This window comes from Rhizobium sp. Pop5 (assembly GCF_024721175.1).
GTDB lineage: Bacteria > Pseudomonadota > Alphaproteobacteria > Rhizobiales > Rhizobiaceae > Rhizobium.
In genome coordinates this window covers 3300074-3319600 of the sequence record NZ_CP099399.1, presented here as the reverse complement: position 1 = coordinate 3319600, position 19527 = coordinate 3300074, and the positions used below count along the sequence as shown (strand labels likewise).

Here is a 19527-nt window from a genome sequence, read left to right as displayed (position 1 = left end):
TCATGTGCCGTGCAGCGCGCTCGGCGCCAGCGACGGTGCGGTTTCGGCCAAACGATCGGTTGATGCGGCGGCAAGCCTTTCCTCGGCCCTGCGAGCGATTGCCTGCAGGTCGCGCGGCTTGCCGGCGATCTTTTCCATGGCGGCGATGGCGACATCGGTTGCGAGGTAATCCGGCTTATGGCCGACGCCGGCAACGGTGATGAGCTCAGATCCCGATATATCGCGGGCAAGGCCGCGTGAATGCAGGTGTTCCCAGACGATCTCGTCGCTGTCGCCTGTTATGATGACGGTCGGTGCGGTGATCTGCGAATAGAGCGTCGACTGCTCCTTTACATAGGCGAGCAGCCTTTTGAAATCGGCCGCATTGTTGTGGAAAGCGTCGGGTCGCAGCACCAGCGACGGACCGGTCTTTTCGATGTAATCGGCAGGGCGTGGATTGGGACGGAAGACGTTCAGCGTGCCGCGCTCCAGCCGGCGCAGCCCGAGCGGCACGACGACTGCGTGATTGAAGAGCCAGCCGATAACAGGCGTGGTCGCCACGTGATAATACCAGTCGATGCCGCCCGGCCAGGGATGGGTGGCGGGTGCGAGAAAGAGCAGGCCAGCCGTCTTTTCTGGATGGCGCAGGCCGAAGGCCGCGGTTATCGCGCCGCCGAAGGAATGGCCGATAATGATCGCCTTCTCGATGCCGCGCTTTTCCATCAGCCGGGCGATCGCATCCGCCTGGCCGGAGGGGACGGCGTTCTCGGGGCCGCCGCGCTCGGAATAGCCGTGGCCGGGGCGATCGACGAAAAGCATTTCCGCCCGGCCCTCGAGTGCTGCGCGGAAAGCAACGACCTGATCGAGCAGGTTGCCGCTGGCGCCGTGAATGAAGACGAGCGCCGGCAGATCCGCATTTTCGGGACGGGGGATGTGGACGGCGTTCATGCGGTAGCCGCCGACATCTGTCAGCTCGCCGATATTCGGATATGCCTGTTCGATTTGCCGCGCCTTGTAGAAGGAATAGCCGATGGCGGCGGCGAGCGGGGCGAGAAGGGCGGAAACTTCTGCGAACATGATCTCAACGGACGAAAATTGCGGCGGTTCCTGCGGGGCGGGCGAAGCGTTGCATCTGTTTTGCCCGACGTTCGAGAATTGCTCGGCGAGGGCGCGTCAAGATCGGCGAGCCAGGATCAGGTGCGGTTGCCGGCGAGTTTTTCCGACAGCGTGTTGAGCTGTTCCTGCGCCGTGCGTTCGGCCGGATAGATGGTGAGGAACTGCTCCCAGGCCTTCAAGGCCAGCTGATCGTTGCCAGCATTGCTGAGGATCGCCGCCATGCCGGAGAGCGCGCCGAAGTGGCGCGGCTCAAGATCCAGCACGTGCTCGATGTCGGACATCGACTTGCGATAGTTGCCCATGATGAAATTCAGCGTGGCGCGGCGATTCCAGCTCTCGGCATAATCCGGCTTCAGCGCGATTGCCTCGTCGAGGAAGTCGAGGGCGGCCGGATTGCGTTTTTCCTCGATCGCCTTGTCGGCCCACTGCATCAAGAGATTGATCGTGGCGCTGCCGGAATCGTTCCATTCCATGCGGATTTCGTTGGCGATGCCGCTGGCCTTGTCGGGGTCGCGCTCGCGTTTCAGCTGGCTGAAGAGCTGGTCGAGGCGCTGTTTCGGCGAGCTGTTGACATTCTTCTGCTCGACGATGACGTCCTTTTCCGCGGCGGCGGCCGGAAGGGCGGAGGTGAGCAGGATCAGAGCGAGCGGCAGTGCCGCAGACGTCAAAGCAAAAAAGCGCATGGCGGACATATTAGCCCGCCAATGCCGAAGATCAAACAAATTTGACGTGATCACCGTAGCGACCCACCGGATATGGTTGCGTGCGCAGCTCGCGCGGCAAGGCGATCCGGACGCGCGAAATCAGCCCTGACGAGCCTTGTAGCGCGGGTTCAGCTTATTGATGATGTAGATGCGGCCCTTGCGGCGAACCAGACGGTTGTCACGATGGCGAGCCTTGAGCGACTTGAGCGAATTCTTGATCTTCATTTTTCTGATCCGCGATCTCTATGGGGGAATTCACATTCGCCCGTATCTTTAACAATCAAAAGCGCGCCGTCGGGGCGCGCTCTTTAGGTGGGGGAGCAGATACCCCGTCACCTTATGTATGTCAACCGCATGAAGGTGTTTTTCCCGGGGCTTGGCCGCGTTTTCTCACCGGGAAATCGGCGATTTCGGCGTCACCGTGGTGACATGGCCCATCTTGCGGCCGGGGCGCCAATCGCTCTTGCCGTAGAGATGGACCAGCGTATCGGGTCGCCGCAGCCAGTCGGGAACGGCAAGGATATCGTCGCCGATCAGGTTCTGCATGACGCAGTCCGAGTGCCGCTCGCCACTGCCGAGCGACAGACCGGCGACGGCGCGGATATGCTGTTCGAACTGGCTGACGACGCAGGCAGCCTCCGTCCAGTGGCCGGAATTGTGCACGCGGGGAGCCATCTCGTTGGCAATGAGGCTACCGTCTGCGAGCACAAAGAATTCGATGCCGATGACGCCGACATAATTCAAGGCGGCGAGGATCTTTTCGGCCGCTTGGCGGGCGGCGTCGGCCGTCGCAGCCGGGATTGAGGCCGGGACCGTCGAAGTGTGGAGAATGCCGTCGCGGTGAACATTCTCGGCAGGATCGAAACAGACGACCGTGCCGTCGGTCGCGCGCGCGGCTATGATCGAGACCTCGCGCTTGAAGGCGACGAAGCTTTCGAGGATCAGCGGCACGGCGCCGAGCGCGGCATAGGCCCCGTCAGGACTGTCGGCTGCCGATCGGAAAACCTTCTGTCCCTTGCCGTCATAACCGAGACGACGGGTTTTCAGCACGCCCTGGCCGCCGAAATCCTGGAGCGCCGCCTCGAGATCGGCCTGGCTGTCGATCGCATGGAAGCGGGCGGTTGATATGCCGCAGCCATTGAGGAAGCGTTTTTCGACGAGCCGGTCCTGGGCAGCTTCCAGCGCTTTGGCGGGCGGATAGACCGGGACCTGCGCAGCAAGCGTTTCGGCGGCTGCGACGGGCACGTTCTCGAATTCGTAGGTGACGAGATCGCAGGCGGCCGCGAGTTCGGCAAGCGCCGCCGGATCGTCATAGGCGGCGACGATCTGCCGGTTGGCGAGCTGGGCGGCGGGGCAGTCGGCCTGCGGCTCGAGGATGATCGTGCGGAAATTCAATCTGGCGGCGGCAATGGCCAGCATGCGGCCGAGCTGGCCGCCGCCGATAATGCCGATCGTTGCTGCGTTCATTGGTCGTCCATCGGGTATTCGGCGACGGCCGCACTCTGGCGTTCGCGCCATTCGTCGAGCCGGTCGGCGATCTCCTCGTCGGAGAGGGCAAGCACGGCGGCGGCGAGAAGGGCGGCGTTGACGGCGCCCGCCTTGCCGATGGCGAGCGTTCCCACAGGAATGCCCGCCGGCATCTGTACGATGGAAAGCAGGCTGTCCTGCCCGGACATGGTTTTCGACTGGACCGGCACGCCGAAGACCGGCAGCGGCGTCATCGACGCGGCCATGCCGGGCAGATGCGCAGCGCCGCCGGCGCCGGCGATGATGACCTTGAAACCTTCCGCGCGCGCGCCTTTGGCAAAATTGACCAGCCTGTCGGGTGTGCGGTGAGCCGAAATGATGCGCGCATCATAAGGGATCTCCAACGCTTCCAGCGTGTCGGCGGCGTTCTTCATGGTCTCCCAGTCGGACTGGCTGCCCATGATGATGGCGACGGGTGGTCTGTCTGTCATCTCTATGGCTATTCCTCTCAGGCGATGATGTCAGGGATGATCTGATCTTCCAGCTTGGAGAGCTTGTCCTTGATGACGAGCTTCTTCTTCTTCATGCGCTGGACCCGCAGGGCATCGCATCCCGTCTGGATCATGGCATTGATCGCGGCGTCGAAATCTTCGTGCTCCTGGCGCAGACGCGCCACCATGAGCCTGATATCCGCCTGTTCCTGATCGGCCATATGCATTCCCCGTTATCGTCCTCGGATCTTGTCCGATCTGCCGATGATTTCCGCAAGCTCCTATCACCAAATACAGGTAACGGCTAGTTAGTCTTGATCATGAATTTGCCATCGAGTCTTCATCTTTTGGCCTTCGACAAGCCTTCAAAAATGTGTCACAGTCCGGCGGTTGACACCTTGGTCCCCGACGAAGATGGCCGGGGAAAGGTAAGAGGAAGGAAGGGTCAAATGACAGTTGAAGCTCATCTTGAATCACTCCAGAAGAAGCATGTAGCACTCGAGGAGGAGTTGCACGCGCTCAGAACAGCTCCCTCGATCTCCGATACCGAAATTGCCGAATGCAAGCGCCGCAAGTTGCGCATCAAGGACGAGATTCAGCGTCTCAAGTCATCCGTCCACTAATCCTCCCAAGAGATCCTGGTGGATCATCTTGCGTTAGAAGAGGTAAATCCATCCATTCCGCCTGAAATCAGCAAGATCCGGTGATCTCATACCAGATTTGCGCCAGTCCGATGCTTGAGGCATTGCGGCTGGCGCTTTCACGATGGGGCATATTCAAGCGGGTTCACGTGATCCGCATCGTGTCCACGGCGGGAACACGCATCAGGCCCAGAATTGATCCAGCCATAGATTGAGCTTGTCGAAGCCGCGGTTGTTGACCGTGTAGATGCGCCTCGTGCCTTCCGAGGTCACCGAGACCAGGTTGCTGTCGAGCAGCGCCTTCAGGTGTTGTGAGACAGCGGGGCGGCTGATCGGCAGGCCTTCGGCGAGCTCGTTGACCGTTCTTGGAGCGCGACGCAATTCTTCCAGCAGAAACCGCCGGTTCGGATCGGCAATCGCAGAGAAAGGGTCCGTGTTCGACATGCCGGGAAAGCTACGTCAAACCGGCCGTTCCGGCAAGGAAATTGTGCGTTGCAGCGTAGGGTGGCCTTTATCAGCCGCTTAGGCCCTCACGCACGATCAGGAAGGCGGCGATCAGTGCCATGGCATACATGAAGGGATAGAAGATCTCCGGCCTCATGCGCCGCACGCACCAGGCGCCGGCAAGGGTAGCGAGAGGCGCGAAGGGCAGAAGCGTTGCCGAGGTCGCAAGATTGTGCGTGTCGAGCTGGCCGAGCGCGAAATAGGGGATCAGCTTGATGGCGTTGAGGATCGCGAAAAAGCGCACGCTGGTGCCGGTATATTCGCGCGGCTGCAGTTTGAGCGGCAACGCATAGATCTGGAAGGGGGCGCCGCCGGCATGGGCGACGAAGCTGCCGTAGCCGGAGAACGTGCCCCAGAGACCGGCCGCCACCGGCCGCTGGCCGCGCGGCGGAATCACCTTGCCGGCGCCGGGGCCGAAATTGTTCCAGAAATAGCGCAGGCAGAAGAGGATGGTCACCGCTCCGATGACGATACGCAGCATATTGCCCGGAACGATCGCCGAGGTCGCCCAGCCGAGCCCGATGCCGAAGATCGCGCCTGGCAGCATGATTTTTAGCGTGGCCCAGTCGCCATGCCCGCGCCAGACGACGAGAGAAATTATGTCCATGAAGACCAGGATCGGCAGCAGGATCGCCGCCGCCTCGACCGGCGAGACGACAAGGGCGAGGAAGGGCAAACCGATCAGCGACAAAGCGTCGCCCATGCCGCCTTTGGCAAGACCCACCAGCAGAACGGCAGGTACGGCAGCGTAATAGAATGATAAGTCCTGCGGCATGCTTTCGACGTCCTCCCCTTGCAAGCCTCCTCTAACGGAACTACTCACACAAAACGAGTGCGGATCCGCCATTTCGAGGAGGAATTCGCAGGAAACGGAAAGACCCCATGACCGAACCGGAAAACCGCTGCCGCCTTGTGCTCATCGCACCCGATATCGCCGATGCCGACGAGCAGGCAAAGATCATCGCCGACGCCCTGAAAGGCGGCGACGTCGCCTCGGTGATCCTGCCGCAATACGGGCTCGACGACGGCACCTTCCAGAAACATGCCGAGAAGCTGGTGCCGCTGATCCAGGATGCGGGTGCCGCGGCGCTGATTGCCGGCGACAGCCGCGTCGCGGGGCGGGCCAAGGCCGACGGCCTGCACCTTTCCGGAAACGCGGAGGCGCTGTCGGAAGCGATCGACAAGCACGCACCGAAGCTGATCGTCGGCGGCGGTAATGCGGCCGACCGGCATCATGCGCTGGAGATCGGCGAAGTCAGGCCGGACTACATCTTCTTCGGCAAGCTCGACGGCGATATCAAACCTGAGGCGCATCCAAAGAACCTTGCGCTCGGCGAATGGTGGGCCTCGATGATCGAGATTCCCTGCATCGTCATGGGCGGCACCGATCCGGCCTCGGCGCTTGCGGTTGCCGAGACCGGCGCCGAGTTCGTGGCGCTGCGGCTGGCGGTCTTCGGCGAGCCCGGCCGTGCCCCCTCGGTCGTCGCCGATGTCAATGCGATGCTTGACGAAAAAGCGCCACGGTTTGAGGATTGAAATCGCGCTCATGCCGATCCCGCCCGCCCGTCTCTTGAAATATTTCCTCGCCAGCCTGGCCGTCTCCATCGCGGCCGAGCCGGATATTGCCCAGGCACAGGCGCCCGACAGCGTCATCAGCCAGCCCGGCACGGCGCCGGCTGCGACCTTCCGCACCGACCGGCTTGGCGACAAAGACGTGAAACCCTCCGATGGTGTCGGCGTATTCGATCGCATGGGAGCGAAGCTACCCGACCTGCCGCCGGAGAAGGATTACAAGGGGCCGATCGACGAGGCCTATGGCGCCTATCAGCGCGGCTATTATCTGAGCGCGATGGACAAGGCGCTGCCGCGCGCCCAGCTCGGCGATCCGGCGGCGCAGACGCTGATCGGCGAAATCCTTTCGCAGGGCCTTGGGGTGAAAAAGGATGTGAAGAACGCCGCCTTCTGGTACGGCAAGGCAGCCGAGGGCGGCGATGCGGCGGCAATGTTTAAATATGCGCTGATGCTGATGGAGGGCGAGGGCGTCCCGCGCGACAAGGCCAAGGCCGACGACTACATGCATAAGGCGGCCGAAGCCGGCAATTCCTCAGCGGAATTCAACTGGGCGCAGATTCTCGTCGCCGACAATCCCGGCGAAAAGGGGCTGAAGCTCGCGCTTCCCTTCTACGAGAAATCGGCCGAGCAGGGCGTTGCGGATTCGCAATATGCCGTTGCGCAGATCTATGCATCGCTGAAGGACCTGCCGGAGGAAAAGAAGCAGCTTGCCCGCGAATGGATGGTGCGCGCCGCGCGCGCCGGCTTCGATACGGCCCAGCTCGATCTCGGCATCTGGCTCGTCAACGGCGTCGGCGGACCGAAGGACTACGTGAAGGGTTTCGAATGGCTGAAACTTGCCGCCAATGGCGGCAATGTCGTCGCGCAGAACAAGCTCGCCCATCTCTACATCAACGCTATCGGCACGCCGCCAAATCCGGTCGAGGCGGCGAAATGGTACGTGCTGTCGCGCCGGGCCGGACTCGCCGATCCGTCCCTCGAGGATTTCTATCTCGGCATAGAAGACAATCAGCAGAAGGCTGCGATCGATGCGGCCAACAAGTTCCGGCGGCGATAGCCGCTGCGCTCGCCTCTGACGGCGGGCAGAGGCTCGCTTGCCGCGACAAAGATCAGAAAAGCGCATCGGCGAAAAGGTCTTCGTCGTCGTTTTCGATTTTGGCGGTTTCGGCGGGCGCGGCGGTGCTCTCGTCACTCGCCGGAATGATATCGCGATGCGTATTGCGCTCCTGAACCATCGTGTAGAGCTTGAAGATCTTGCGGTCGAGCGGTGCGATCGTCTCGGCGAGATCGGAGACATCGGCAATCTCGGCACCGGCGACGCCTTCGAGCATATTGGCGCAGCGGGCGAGCACGTCGCCGAGATCACGCTGGAAATCGAGTTTGCCGATCAGCAGGTTGATCTTGGTGGCGACTTCGCGGCCACTTTCGGCGAGCACCTTCAGCTCATTTTCCATGACCTTGGCGGCGGAGCGGATATTGCCGACGGCCGACGTCAGGCTCTCCCCCATGCCACCGGCTCCGGCGTCGGTCGCCGGGGCCACGCGACCGGCCGCGGCTTCGAGCGCGGGCAGGCCGTTGACGATCGCATCGGCGGAATCATCGAGCTTGCCGGCGAAGATACGCAGCTCGGCGGTGACGACGTTGATCGACTTGCCCTCTTCGCCGAGGCGGCTACAGCGCAGGTTGGTGTTCAACGCCATATAATGGATGTCGGTCTTGACGGCGCGGATGTTGCCGATCGCCTCGAAGAGCTTGGCGGCCGTACCGATTGTCGACTGGCTCACCTGGTCGGCCTGCCGGCTTGCCGTATCGACCTGCTTGACGATTTCGTGGGCGGCCGAAACGCTGGATTCCAGCGCGCGCATGAAGTTGCCGCCGGCCTCACCATTCTCGCCGCTCATCTGATCGCGCAGCTTGAGAATCTCTCTCGTGTCGTGGTCGAAACTTGCGATCGTCTTGACGACGCTTTCCGAATCCCGCTGGAAATCGACGCACATCTCGCTCATCTGCGCTGCCGTCAGATGATGAACGATGTTCTGTAGGCGCTGGCGCGCGCTTGCGTCGAGCCGGGCGCCGTCCTCGCCGGAAAGGAAATCCTCGAGCAGCGAAAAGGTGGCCTGCACATGCTCGATGCGCTGGCGGGTGATATCGCCGATCTGCAGGGCCGACAATGTCGAGGCGACCTTGCTCTGGACGCCGCGGGCGATCGCGCCGACCTCGCGGGCGATGACGCCGAGGTCCTTGCGGTGCTCGGTGATTTTTGCGGCATCGTTACGCAGCGCCGCCGCGACGGCCGGGACGGTATCGGCATAACCTCTCGAAACGCTGGCGCCCAAGGAGGCGGCAAGTTTGACCTCCTTTTCGAGGCTGTCGAGATGAGCGGCGAAACGGTTGACCTCATCGGTGCCGGAATAAATGCGCTCGAGGATCTCCTGGGCGAAGCCGGCAAATTCGGCAAGCCCGGCGCCGGTGATCTTGACGGTCACGGCGAAGGTTCTGAGATAACGCATCGTCTCCTGCATGTCGGCGACATGCTTGCGCAGATCCCTTCCGGTCTGCGCCAGCGAGACGAGCGCCTGCTGGCGGTTTTCCTCGGTGACCGGCAGCGCCGTCAGGCTCTCGACCGTGGCGCGGAGATCGGCACTGGTGTCACTCGACTCCCCGTTGTCGAGCGCCTTGGTAACGCTCTCAAGCGAGTTCAACAGACGGTTGAGGACGTCCATCACCGACAGCAGCACCGTGCCGCCTTCGAGGAAACGTTCCTCGACTTGGGCGCGGGCAGATTCCAGGGTCTGGCTAATGTCTCGCCCCGACGTATAGGCTGCAGCGTGTGACGTTACCTCAGCGTGTGCCAATTTTATACCTTTTCTTAAAACACAGGCAATTTGACTCTATTTTTACGGGCAGGATGGAAACGACCGGTAAACGCGCCAGACTCGCCTGCGTTGTGATTAATGAAAGATGTTGGGGTTTGTCGCCGTAAGCTGCATAGCTGGCGATTATTATCTAACTTGCTGTTTTCTCTCGCTTTATTTTTGAATTCTGAGAGAAAAATACAACTTTTCCTGGATGAGAAATGGGAGTCGCGGGATGCGCTATACAGCCGTTTCATACAACCGCTGTTTACCCGCCATTAACGCTGCCGTGAGAGTCCTTTAAAGGCCATCAAGTATTTCTCTGGCCCAGGAGGCTGCATTGGATGCTCCTAAACAATATTACGAATCTATAAATTTGCCGGATGTGCTGGGTATTCGTCATGCGTCCGAATTGTACTCCAAGCTCTCCGATGAATTTCATAGCCGCGATACAATCATCATCAGCATTCCCGAAGGTGCGGAAGCAGATTTGAGTTTCGTTCAACTCATCGAATCCACGCGACGTCAAGCAAAAGCCAAGGGAAAGACGTTCAAGCTTTCTTCGCCAGCCAGCGGCTCGGTCCTGAAGGTACTTGAACGTGCAGGTTTCATCAATTCCTTCGATCAAGAAGACGAAAAGTTCTGGTTGCATAAAGAGGTGACGTTATGAGTGCAAATATCCTGACCGTTGACGATTCCGCCAGCATTCGCCTGACCACCAAGGTCACGCTGACCAATGCAGGTTACAGCGTCACCGAGGCGGTCAATGGGGCAGAGGGCCTCGCGGCAGCCAAGGGCAGCAGCTTCGATCTGATCGTGACCGATCTCAACATGCCTGTCATGGACGGGCTGACGATGATCGAGGAACTGCGCAAGCTGCCGGCGCAGGCAGGCGTCCCGATCATCTTCCTGACGACGGAATCGGACGCCGACCTCAAGGCTCGCGCCAAAGCCGCCGGCGCGACGGGTTGGCTCACCAAGCCATTCGACCCCGAGAATCTCGTGAAGATCGTGAAAAAGGTCTTAGGAAGATGAGCACCCTCGATCCCGTTGCCGTATTCCGCATGGAAGCTGCCGAATGCCTCGAAGCGATCGAGGCGGGTCTTCTCGATCTCACCCACGATCTCGACAACAAGGATCTCGTCGACGCCGTCTTCCGCGGGCTCCATACCCTCAAGGGTTCGGGTGCGATGTTCGGCTTCGAGGCGCTCGCCGCCTTCACTCATCATTGCGAAACGGCCTTCGACCGCGTCCGCAAGGGTGAGGTCGCGGCGACCAGCGAACTCGTCGCCGCCGTCCTCGCGGCACAGGACCATATGCGTGCCCTGGTCGACCAGCCGGACGCCGATCACGGCGACGCCGGACAAAAGCTTCTGGCGCAGCTGCAGGCTGCGGTCGGCGGCAAGGCTGCGGCACCCGCCGCAGCGGCTGCCGCTGTTCCCGCGACGGTGCGCGAGGTTCCGGCGAAAAAGAAGAACAGCTGGCGCATCCGCTTCAGCCTGCCAGCCAATTCGATGGCGAACGGCACCAATCCGCTGGGCCTGCTGGACGAGTTGCGAGATCTCGGCGAATGCACAGTGCGCGCCAACACGTCAGCCATTCCGCCTCTCGATGAACTCACTCCGACGGAACTCTACGTTTCCTGGGATGTGACGCTGACCAGCGAGCAGGATCGTTCGGCGATTGACGATGTCTTCATCTTCGTGCTCGACGACATGGAGCTCAGCGTCGAGGAGATCGACGGTGCTGCGGCGACCGCCGCACCCGTCGCCGCAAAGCCGGCATCTGCGCCCGTCGCCGCAGCATCGCCGGCCCCTGTTCAGGCGGCCGCCGTGCCTGAATTCCGTCCCGTCGAAGCGGTTCCCGCCAAACGCGAAGCGCCCGCTGCCGCCAGCCAGGCAAAGGCTGCCGAGAACGTGCGCGTCCCGGCCGAACGCCTGGACGAACTGATGGACCGCGTCGGCGAGCTCGTCATCGCACAATCGCGCCTCAGCCAGCTCGCCAGCGCCAGCACCGATATCGCGCTGCGCTCCGTCTCGGAAGAAATCGAACGCCTTTCCGGCGAGTTGCGCGACACGATGATGGTGCTGCGCATGGTGCCGGTCGCAACCCTCTTCTCTCGCTTCCGCCGCCTTGTCCACGATCTCGCCCGCGAGACCGGCAAGGTGATCGAGCTGGTGACCGAGGGCGAGACCACCGAAGTCGACAAGACGGTCATCGAGCGCCTGGCCGATCCGCTGGTGCATCTGGTGCGCAACTCGATCGATCACGGTCTCGAGACGCCCGCTGACCGCCTTGCCGCCGGCAAGACCGAAGCCGGTACGGTGACACTTTCGGCCCGCCAGGCCGGCGGCGAGGTGATCATCTCGATCAAGGACGACGGCCGGGGCATCAATCGCGAACGGGTTCGTGCCAAAGCTGAATCCTCCGGTCTCATTCATCCCGGTCAGCCGCTTTCCGACTCCGAGCTCTTGCAGCTGATCTTCGCGCCGGGCTTTTCGACGGCGGCGGCGATCACCAATCTGTCCGGCCGCGGCGTCGGCATGGACGTCGTCAAGAAGACGGTCGAAGCGCTCCGCGGCGCGATCGATATCGTCAGCGTGCCCGGTCAGGGTTCGGAAGTGTCGCTGCGCATCCCGCTGACGCTTGCTATCATCGACGGCCTGCTGGTGCGCGTCGGCTCCGGCCGCTACGTCATTCCGCTCTCGGCGGTCGAGGAGTGCCTCGAACTGTCGCTCGAGGAAGATCTCCGCTCGCGAGGCCGCAGCTTCATCTCGCTGCGCGACAGCCTGGTGCCATTCCTGCGCCTGCGCGATCTCTTCCGCACCGGCACAAAACCTGACGTTCACCAGAAGGTCGTAGTGATCTCGACCGGCACGGAGCGCGTCGGCCTCGTCGTCGACCAGATCATCGGCGACCACCAGACGGTCATCAAGTCGATGTCGAAACTGCACAACGATGTGGCGACCTTCTCGGGTGCGACCATTCTCGGCGACGGCAGCGTCGCTCTCATTCTCGACGTCGGGCACCTGGTTGCCGCGGGTCAGCAACAGGAGGCGCAATTGCGGGTAGCAGGATGAGTGCAACAGCAGCAACGGCCGAACGGTTCGACAATCACTGGAGCTATGCCGAGGAGGTCGAGGTGCTGACCTTCGATCTCAACGGCGAGACCTTCGCGCTGGAAGCGGTCATCGTCCAGGAAATCCTGGACCTGCTTCCGGAAACCGCGGTGCCGGGCAGCCAGCCCTTCGTCGCAAGCGTCATCAATTTCCGCGGCAAGGTCATTCCGCTCGCCGACCTGCGTCTCGCCTTCGGGATGGAGGCGGCGGAAGCCACGATCGACAGCCGGATCATCGTCATCGAGATCGATCTGCAGGGCGAGCAGACGCTCGTCGGCCTCAGGACCGACAAGGTGAACGAGGTGACGACGCTGGCAAAGACGGCGAGCGAGGCGCCGCCCAGCGTCGGCATGCGCTGGCGAGCCGATTACATCAACTGCCTGGTGAAGAGGGGCGGGGAGTTCATCATTCTCCCGAACCTGCAGGCGATCTTTTCATCGCGCAATGCGGCGGGTGCCGTCAACTGACACCGGATGGGTTCAAATTGGGGTTAAACCGATGCGATTGACAATCAAGACAAAACTGGTGACCGCGTTCACCTTCATCATCCTCATGCTTTTGGGCACCGCCGCTTACGGTATACTCAGCCTTGGATCGCTGAACGACACGATCGGCAATCTTCTTGCCGGTCCGGCGGCCCGCCTCGACCTTGCGCAACAGATCGACATCGCGCAGCTCCAGGCCATCCGCCAGCAGAAGAACCTGCTCACCGCCCGCACAGACGAGGAAACGGCAGGGGCGATCGAAAAGGGCAATCTGGCCCGTAAGGAATTCAGCGAGGCCTTCAATCAGGTACAGGCGCTTGCAACGGAAGAAGGCAAGGCGCGCTGGGCACGCATCGCCGAATTTTCCAATGCTTTCAATACAGCCGACGACCAGATCCGGGAATATATGAAGGCCGGCAATGCGGAGGGGGCAAACACCGTCTCGATCACTGCTGCGCGTGCCGCCGCCAATGGCATTGACGCGACACTCGCCGAAATTCTGGCGCTTGAAAAGCAGCGAATGAGGGCAGCTGACGATAATGCGGACGTGCAGTACACAACAACCCGGATGACAATGATCGCCGTCGCTACCGTTGCTCTGGTGATTGCCGCCATCACCGCTTTCTGGATCGCCAGCACGATCAGCAAGGGCCTCGGCCGTGCCAACACCGTGGTTCGCGAAGTGGCCGAAGGCGATCTGACGAAGATGGCCGAAATCACCGGCCACGACGAAATCGGCGAACTTCTGGGCAACGTCAACATCATGATCGAGCGCCTGCGCGGCGTTGTCGCCGACGCCCTGTCGGCCGCCGAAAACGTCTCTTCCGGCAGCCAGCAGCTTTCGGCAAGTTCCGAGCAGGTGTCGCAGGGCGCGACTGAACAGGCCGCTTCCGCAGAAGAAGCCTCCGCCTCGATGGAGGAGATGGCCGCCAACATCAAGCAGAATGCCGACAATGCTGCCCAGACAGAGAAGATCGCCCGCCAATCGGCCAAGGATGCGGAAGCCAGCGGCGAAGCAGTGACACGCGCGGTCGATGCGATGCGCACGATCGCGCAGAAGATCAGTATCGTTCAGGAAATCGCGCGGCAGACCGATCTTCTCGCCCTCAACGCCGCCGTGGAAGCCGCGCGCGCCGGTGAGCACGGCAAGGGTTTTGCGGTGGTCGCCTCGGAAGTGCGCAAGCTTGCCGAACGCAGCCAGTCGGCCGCAGCCGAAATCAGTGCGATGTCGGGTGACACGGTCAAGGCCGCGGCCGATGCCGGCGAGATGCTCGGCCGCCTGGTGCCGGACATCCGCAAGACGGCGGAACTGGTCGCAGAGATCAGCGCCGCCTGCCGCGAGCAGGATATCGGCGCCTCGCAGATCAACGAGGCGATCCAGCAGCTCGACAAGGTGACGCAGCAGAATGCCGGCGCCTCCGAGCAAATGTCGGCGACTTCCGAAGAGCTTGCTTCCCAAGCGGAAGAACTGCAGACGTCGATCGCCTTCTTCAAGGTCGATACGGCAGGCAGCGTTCGCACCGGTGTCCAGAGGACGCAGCCGAAAGGCTCGTCAAAGGCGAAAGCGGCGGTTGCTGCCCGCAACCCCACCCCGCAGGCATACGGACAGGGTCGCGGCCAGACCGTTTCAGCTCAGCAGCAGCGCCTCAAGGGCTTTGCTCTCGACATGTCGATGGGCGGTCCTGATGCCGGCGACGACGACTTCAGGGAGAGCGCATAGCGCTCCCCGGCTGGGCGCCCGAGCGCCCGCCCTCATATGATCCCTCGGGCCGCTCCGGCGGCCCGAGGCGGAAATATCCCAACGTGTGTAAGCGTTGGTGCTGCGACCGATAGATGTCCGGCCGCCGGGAAGTGAATGTAGTCGCTTCCCCCCTTTCAGACACATCACTTTAAAGTTCGACGTTCCGTGGACGGGAGCGTCTCCTGACTCGGCATGTTTTGCCGGTCGGAATTTCGTTGCTGCATGATGCCGCGTGTTCCGGTTCACATTTATTGCTTCGCTCTCGTAGGGGAATATTGAGATGCGTATTACGATTAAACTTAAACTCGCTGCCGCATTTGGTTTTGTCATACTATTGCTGGTGGGTAGCGCGGCTTACGGAATCCTCAGCCTCGGCTCGCTGAACGACGCCCTCGGCAATCTTGTTTCGGGGCCTGCAAAAAGATTGGAACTGGCTCTGGAGGCCAAGGCTGCAGAGCTCAATGCCGTTCGCTGGCAGAAGAATGCCCTTCTGGAAATGAACCCCGAAGTGGTCACGAAGGACTACCAGAACTCGGCGAAGAGCATGGAAGAAATGCTCACCTTTGCGACGGGCGGCCAGCAGCTTGCAACTGCCGAGGGCAAGCCTACCTGGGACCGGCTGGTGGAGCTCGCCAAACGTTTCACTGAAGACTCAAACAAGGTCGCCTCCCTGCAGCAGAGCGGCGATAGGACAGGCGCCGCCGCCCTTTCGTCCGGAGAGGTTCGCGCCCTGGTCATGGAACTGGAAGACGTTTTCGAGACGCTTGTCGCGCTTCAGCAGAAGGCGATGGCGAGAGCTGATGCCGACAACGACGCTCTCTACAGTTCCACGAAGAACATGCTGATCGGCATCGCAATCGGCGCGTCCCTCATCGCTTTCGCTGCCGCGCTTTGGATCGCGCTCGGCGTCAACAGCGGTCTGCGCAAGATCATGAACGTTGCAAGCGCCGTTGCCATCGGCGATCTGAACCAGAAGGTCGAGATCAGGAGCAATGACGAGATCAAGGATCTTGTGAACACGATCAACGTCATGACCGACAATCTCCGCAACACCGCGGAGATCGCAAACGAAATCTCGAACGGCGACCTCAGCGTCACGCCGAAACCGCTTTCCGACAAGGATACGCTCGGCATCGCCATGCTCGGCATGGTCAACAATCTGCGCGCCACAGCCAATGTCGCCAGCCAGATCGCCGAAGGCGACCTTTCCGTCGAGGTGAAGCCGCTCTCGGCCAAGGATACGCTCGGCACCGCCATGCAGAGCATGGTTACCAATCTCCGTGTCACCGCCGAGATCGCCACACAGATCGCGAACGGCGATTTGATGGTGTCCCCCAAGCCGCTCTCGCCCAAGGATACGCTCGGCCTTGCGCTCGAGCAGATGGTCGCACGCCTGCGCGATGTCGTCGCCGATGCGATTACCGCCGCCGAAAGTGTCTCGGCCGGCAGCCAGGAACTGTCTGCCAGCTCGGAACAGGTTTCGCAGGGCGCCAGCGAACAGGCGGCTTCTGCCGAAGAGGCTTCCGCCTCGATGGAAGAGATGGCAGCGAACATCAAGCAGAACGCCGACAACGCCGCCCAGACCGAGAAGATCGCCCGTCAATCCGCCAAGGATGCGGAGATGAGCGGAAGCGCAGTTGCCCGCGCCGTCGACGCCATGCGCACGATCGCCCAGAAGATCGGCATCGTTCAGGAGATCGCCCGTCAGACCGACCTCTTGGCTCTCAATGCCGCCGTCGAGGCCGCTCGTGCGGGTGAACACGGCAAGGGCTTTGCGGTGGTGGCATCGGAAGTACGCAAGCTTGCCGAACGCAGCCAGTCGGCAGCCGCCGAAATCAGCGCCATGTCGAGCGATACCGTGATCGCCGCTCAGGAAGCCGGCGACATGCTCGGCCGGTTGGTGCCCGACATCCGCAAGACGGCGGAACTGGTCTCCGAGATCAGCGCCGCCTGCCGTGAGCAGGACGTCGGCGCGATGCAGATCAATGAGGCGATCCAGCAGCTCGACAAGGTGACGCAGCAGAATGCCGGCGCCTCCGAGCAGATGTCCGCGACCTCCGAAGAGCTCGCCGCCCAGGCGGAAGAGCTGCAGGCCTCGATCGCTTTCTTCAAGGTCGAGATGGCGGACAACGGCAAGGCGGCGGCGAGCGGTCGCCAGGGCCGCGCTGCGCCCGTCAAGATGACCACGCGAAGCCCGGCCGGGGGGCGCAAGCCTGCCGGCAAGACGGCTCCCGCCAATAGCGTCGCCGGCCAACAGGCTCGAGCGAAGGGGTTTGCTCTCGACATGTCGATGGGCGGTCCCGACACGTCAGACGATGAGTTCCGGGAGAGCGCGTAGTTCTCCCGGGGGGAGAGCGCGTGGGCGCTCTTCCCACAGTGCAGAACGGGGGGCAGGACCAGCTCCCGAATAAGACCGCCGCATGGATGCGCCGGAGGATGATGGCAGAACCGGGAACGCATGAAGCGTCTTCGCCACTGCGCAATTTGAAATTCGCAGGATATCCACAGCATCTAGAGGGGTGTTAGAAATGCGCTTTACGATCAAACTCAAACTGAGCCTGGTGTTCAGTTTCATCGTTCTCCTGACCTGCGCCATGGCAGGTCTTTCGATCTACAATCTCTCGTCGCTGAACAGCGACATTTCGATCATGGTCGCCGGTCCGGTCGCCAATCTGCGCGATTCCGGTGATCTCTCCGATGCCGTGATGCGTTCCATCCGCGCCGAAAAGGACGCGATCATCAATACCGATGCCAGCAAGATCGGCGGCTATGTCGATGAGATCTCGCAGCAGCGCGACCTCATCAAGACGCTCCATGGCCGGCTTTCCACCTCCGACGATCCGGAGATCAAGCGGGCAATGGCGCAGTTCGGCGATCTCTACGGCAAATGGACGGCGCTGCAGGATCATATTGCCGATCTCGCAAAGCAGAACACGACGGAATCCAACGCGCAGGCCGGCGTCATCTCGATGGGCGAAGGCCAGCAGGTGACAACCCAGCTTCTCGGCATTCTCGCCAAGCTGAACGACACTGTGACCGGCAACGTCGCCGAAACGGATGCAGCCACCAACGACCAGTATGCGCAATCGCGCAACATGCTTTTGATGATGACGGTCGGCCTGATCGTCGTCTCGTCGGCGGCTGCCATCTGGATCCTGCTCAATATCTCCCGTGGCCTGAAGCGCGCCGTCAGCCTTGCCGATGCCGTCAGCATCGGCGACCTCGAACAGAACATCGAGCATAAGAGCAATGACGAAATCCGCGATCTCGTCGTTTCGATGAGCCGGATGACCGCGAATCTGCGCAATACCGCCAGCATCGCCAACCAGATCTCCAACGGCGACCTGATGGTGTCTCCGAAGCCGCTCTCGGAAAAGGATACGCTGGGGCTTGCGCTCGAGCAGATGGTCGAGCGCCTGCGCGGCGTCGTCGCCGACGCGATCTCGGCTGCTGAAAATGTTTCGGCCGGCAGTCAGGAGCTTTCCGCAAGTTCCGAGCAGGTGTCGCAGGGCGCCAGCGAGCAGGCCGCCTCCGCCGAAGAGGCCTCCGCCTCGATGGAGGAGATGGCAGCGAACATCAAGCAGAATGCCGATAACGCCGCCCAGACGGAGAAGATCGCCCGTCAGTCGGCCAAGGATGCGGAAGCCAGTGGCGACGCGGTGACGCGGGCGGTGCAGGCGATGCGGACCATCGCCGAGAAGATCGGCATCGTCCAGGAAATCGCCCGTCAGACCGATTTGCTGGCTCTCAATGCGGCTGTGGAAGCAGCACGTGCCGGCGAGCACGGCAAGGGTTTTGCGGTGGTCGCCTCGGAAGTGCGCAAGCTTGCCGAACGCAGCCAGTCGGCAGCCGCCGAAATCGGCTCGATGTCGAGTGACACGGTCAAGGCTGCTCAGGAAGCCGGGGAAATGCTTGGCCGCCTGGTGCCTGACATCCGCAAGACGGCGGAGCTAGTTTCCGAGATCAGCGCTGCCTGCCGCGAGCAGGATATCGGGGCTGCCCAGATCAACGAGGCGATCCAGCAGCTCGACAAGGTGACGCAGCAGAATGCCGGCGCTTCCGAGCAGATGTCCGCGACTTCCGAAGAGCTCGCTTCCCAAGCAGAAGAACTGCAGACGTCGATCGCCTTCTTCAAGGTCGATACGGCAGGCGGGCGTCGCGAGCGCGCACCGGTGGCCAGGATGACGGTGCGCAGCCCGGCTCCGGCCGCCGCGCGCAAGCCCGCGGCCAAGAAACCGGCCGCCAACAGTGTCGCCGGCCAGCAGGCGCGGGTGAAAGGTTTCGCTCTCGATCTCTCCATGGGCGGTCCCGATGACGGGGACGCCGAATTCAAGGAAAGTGCATGATCATGGCCACGACATCTCTGGAAGCACAATTCGTGACCTTCAGCCTCGGCGACGAAATTTTCGCCGTGCCGGTTGAGGTGGTGCGGGAAATTCTCGACTATGCGGAAGCCTTCAAGATTCCGAATGGTCCCGACTATCTGCTCGGCCTGCGCGATGTGCGCGGACAGGGTGTGCCGACGATCGATCTTCGATTGAAGCTCGGCATGACGAAGACCGTGCCGACGCCGCACACGCGGGTGCTCGTCCTTGACGTGCCGATGGAAAGCCGGCTGCTCACCCTCGGCCTCGTTGCCGATCGCGTCTTCGAGGTCACGCCCTTCCGGCGTGACCAGATCGAGGCGGCGCCCGATATCGGCGTGCGTTGGCGCTCGGACTATATCGCCGGCGTCGTCCGCCGCGAGAACGGTTTCGTCGTCATCATCGATCTTGCACGACTGCTGTCGCGCGAGGACGCCTCGGCACTGCAATCGGCGGCCTGACGCCGCGCCAACCCCGGAGTACTGCGTT

At 61.9% G+C, this 19527-nt stretch carries 20 protein-coding genes; 11 read left to right on the top strand and 9 right to left on the bottom strand.

Annotated elements, in window-relative coordinates:
• The 6 genes from NE852_RS18605 to NE852_RS18580 all read right to left on the bottom strand — a co-directional run bounded on the left by NE852_RS18605 (position 1) and on the right by NE852_RS18580 (position 3978).
• Positions 1-1056 (bottom strand): alpha/beta fold hydrolase, encoded by a 1056-nt coding sequence (locus NE852_RS18605; protein WP_258155922.1) that lies wholly within the window; start codon positions 1054-1056, stop codon positions 1-3.
• A 116-nt stretch (positions 1057-1172) separates the two neighbouring features.
• Positions 1173-1787, bottom strand: a complete 615-nt coding sequence (locus tag NE852_RS18600) for a tetratricopeptide repeat protein (RefSeq protein WP_008533144.1) — start codon at positions 1785-1787, stop codon at positions 1173-1175.
• A 111-nt stretch (positions 1788-1898) separates the two neighbouring features.
• Entirely contained in the window at positions 1899-2024 is a 126-nt protein-coding gene (ykgO, locus tag NE852_RS18595) for a type B 50S ribosomal protein L36 (protein WP_003582204.1), read from the bottom strand.
• A gap of 165 nt (positions 2025-2189) precedes the next feature.
• Positions 2190-3266, bottom strand: a complete 1077-nt coding sequence (locus NE852_RS18590) for a 5-(carboxyamino)imidazole ribonucleotide synthase (protein ID WP_008533143.1) — start codon at positions 3264-3266, stop codon at positions 2190-2192.
• On the bottom strand, positions 3263-3757 hold the full coding sequence (gene purE, locus NE852_RS18585; protein ID WP_258155921.1) for a 5-(carboxyamino)imidazole ribonucleotide mutase: 495 nt from the start codon (positions 3755-3757) through the stop codon (positions 3263-3265). Before purE ends, NE852_RS18590 begins: the two co-directional genes overlap by 4 nt.
• Positions 3758-3774: 17 nt before the next feature.
• On the bottom strand, positions 3775-3978 hold the full coding sequence (locus tag NE852_RS18580; protein WP_008533140.1) for a YdcH family protein: 204 nt from the start codon (positions 3976-3978) through the stop codon (positions 3775-3777).
• Positions 3979-4206: 228 nt separating this feature from the next.
• On the opposite strand from NE852_RS18580, the gene NE852_RS18575 reads away from it, so the two are divergent.
• Positions 4207-4380, top strand: a complete 174-nt coding sequence (locus NE852_RS18575) for a YdcH family protein (protein ID WP_008533139.1) — start codon at positions 4207-4209, stop codon at positions 4378-4380.
• Between the two features lie 201 nt (positions 4381-4581).
• On the opposite strand, the gene NE852_RS18570 is transcribed toward NE852_RS18575, so the two are convergent.
• Positions 4582-4842, bottom strand: coding sequence for a helix-turn-helix transcriptional regulator (locus tag NE852_RS18570; protein WP_008533138.1), 261 nt, complete (start codon positions 4840-4842; stop codon positions 4582-4584).
• Positions 4843-4912: 70 nt separating this feature from the next.
• Positions 4913-5677 carry a sulfite exporter TauE/SafE family protein gene (locus NE852_RS18565; RefSeq protein ID WP_008533137.1) on the bottom strand — a complete coding sequence of 255 codons (765 nt, stop codon included), beginning with the start codon at positions 5675-5677 and terminating at the stop codon, positions 4913-4915.
• Between the two features lie 107 nt (positions 5678-5784).
• Between NE852_RS18565 and NE852_RS18560 the strand changes: the two genes are divergently transcribed.
• Both NE852_RS18560 and NE852_RS18555 read left to right on the top strand, forming a co-directional pair.
• The gene (locus NE852_RS18560) at positions 5785-6438 is read left to right on the top strand and encodes a thiamine phosphate synthase (RefSeq protein WP_258155920.1); all 654 of its coding nucleotides are present in this window, start codon (positions 5785-5787) and stop codon (positions 6436-6438) included.
• Between the two features lie 10 nt (positions 6439-6448).
• On the top strand, positions 6449-7531 hold the full coding sequence (locus tag NE852_RS18555; RefSeq protein WP_037174439.1) for a tetratricopeptide repeat protein: 1083 nt from the start codon (positions 6449-6451) through the stop codon (positions 7529-7531).
• A 52-nt stretch (positions 7532-7583) separates the two neighbouring features.
• Here NE852_RS18555 and NE852_RS18550 read toward each other — a convergent pair whose 3' ends face one another.
• On the bottom strand, positions 7584-9329 hold the full coding sequence (locus tag NE852_RS18550; protein ID WP_258155919.1) for a chemotaxis protein: 1746 nt from the start codon (positions 9327-9329) through the stop codon (positions 7584-7586).
• Positions 9330-9669: 340 nt separating this feature from the next.
• Here NE852_RS18550 and NE852_RS18545 point away from each other — a divergent pair, with 340 nt between their 5' ends.
• The 8 genes from NE852_RS18545 (at position 9670) to NE852_RS18510 (ending at position 19499) form a co-directional block, all read left to right on the top strand.
• Positions 9670-9999 (top strand): STAS domain-containing protein, encoded by a 330-nt coding sequence (locus NE852_RS18545; RefSeq protein ID WP_037174430.1) that lies wholly within the window; start codon positions 9670-9672, stop codon positions 9997-9999.
• Positions 9996-10364: a response regulator gene (locus tag NE852_RS18540; protein ID WP_008533128.1), complete on the top strand. Its 369-nt coding sequence runs from the start codon at positions 9996-9998 to the stop codon at positions 10362-10364. The genes NE852_RS18545 and NE852_RS18540 overlap by 4 nt, the downstream gene beginning before the upstream one ends.
• Positions 10361-12409 (top strand): chemotaxis protein CheA, encoded by a 2049-nt coding sequence (locus NE852_RS18535; protein ID WP_008533127.1) that lies wholly within the window; start codon positions 10361-10363, stop codon positions 12407-12409. The genes NE852_RS18540 and NE852_RS18535 overlap by 4 nt, the downstream gene beginning before the upstream one ends.
• The gene (locus NE852_RS18530) at positions 12406-12915 is read left to right on the top strand and encodes a chemotaxis protein CheW (protein WP_008533126.1); all 510 of its coding nucleotides are present in this window, start codon (positions 12406-12408) and stop codon (positions 12913-12915) included. The genes NE852_RS18535 and NE852_RS18530 overlap by 4 nt, the downstream gene beginning before the upstream one ends.
• Positions 12916-12946: 31 nt before the next feature.
• Entirely contained in the window at positions 12947-14653 is a 1707-nt protein-coding gene (locus NE852_RS18525; RefSeq protein ID WP_008533125.1) for a methyl-accepting chemotaxis protein, read from the top strand.
• A 301-nt stretch (positions 14654-14954) separates the two neighbouring features.
• Positions 14955-17012, top strand: coding sequence for a methyl-accepting chemotaxis protein (locus NE852_RS18520; RefSeq protein WP_008533124.1), 2058 nt, complete (start codon positions 14955-14957; stop codon positions 17010-17012).
• A gap of 190 nt (positions 17013-17202) precedes the next feature.
• Entirely contained in the window at positions 17203-19020 is a 1818-nt protein-coding gene (locus tag NE852_RS18515; protein WP_008533122.1) for a methyl-accepting chemotaxis protein, read from the top strand.
• On the top strand, positions 19017-19499 hold the full coding sequence (locus NE852_RS18510) for a chemotaxis protein CheW (protein WP_008533121.1): 483 nt from the start codon (positions 19017-19019) through the stop codon (positions 19497-19499). Before NE852_RS18515 ends, NE852_RS18510 begins: the two co-directional genes overlap by 4 nt.
• Positions 19500-19527: the final 28 nt, after the last annotated feature.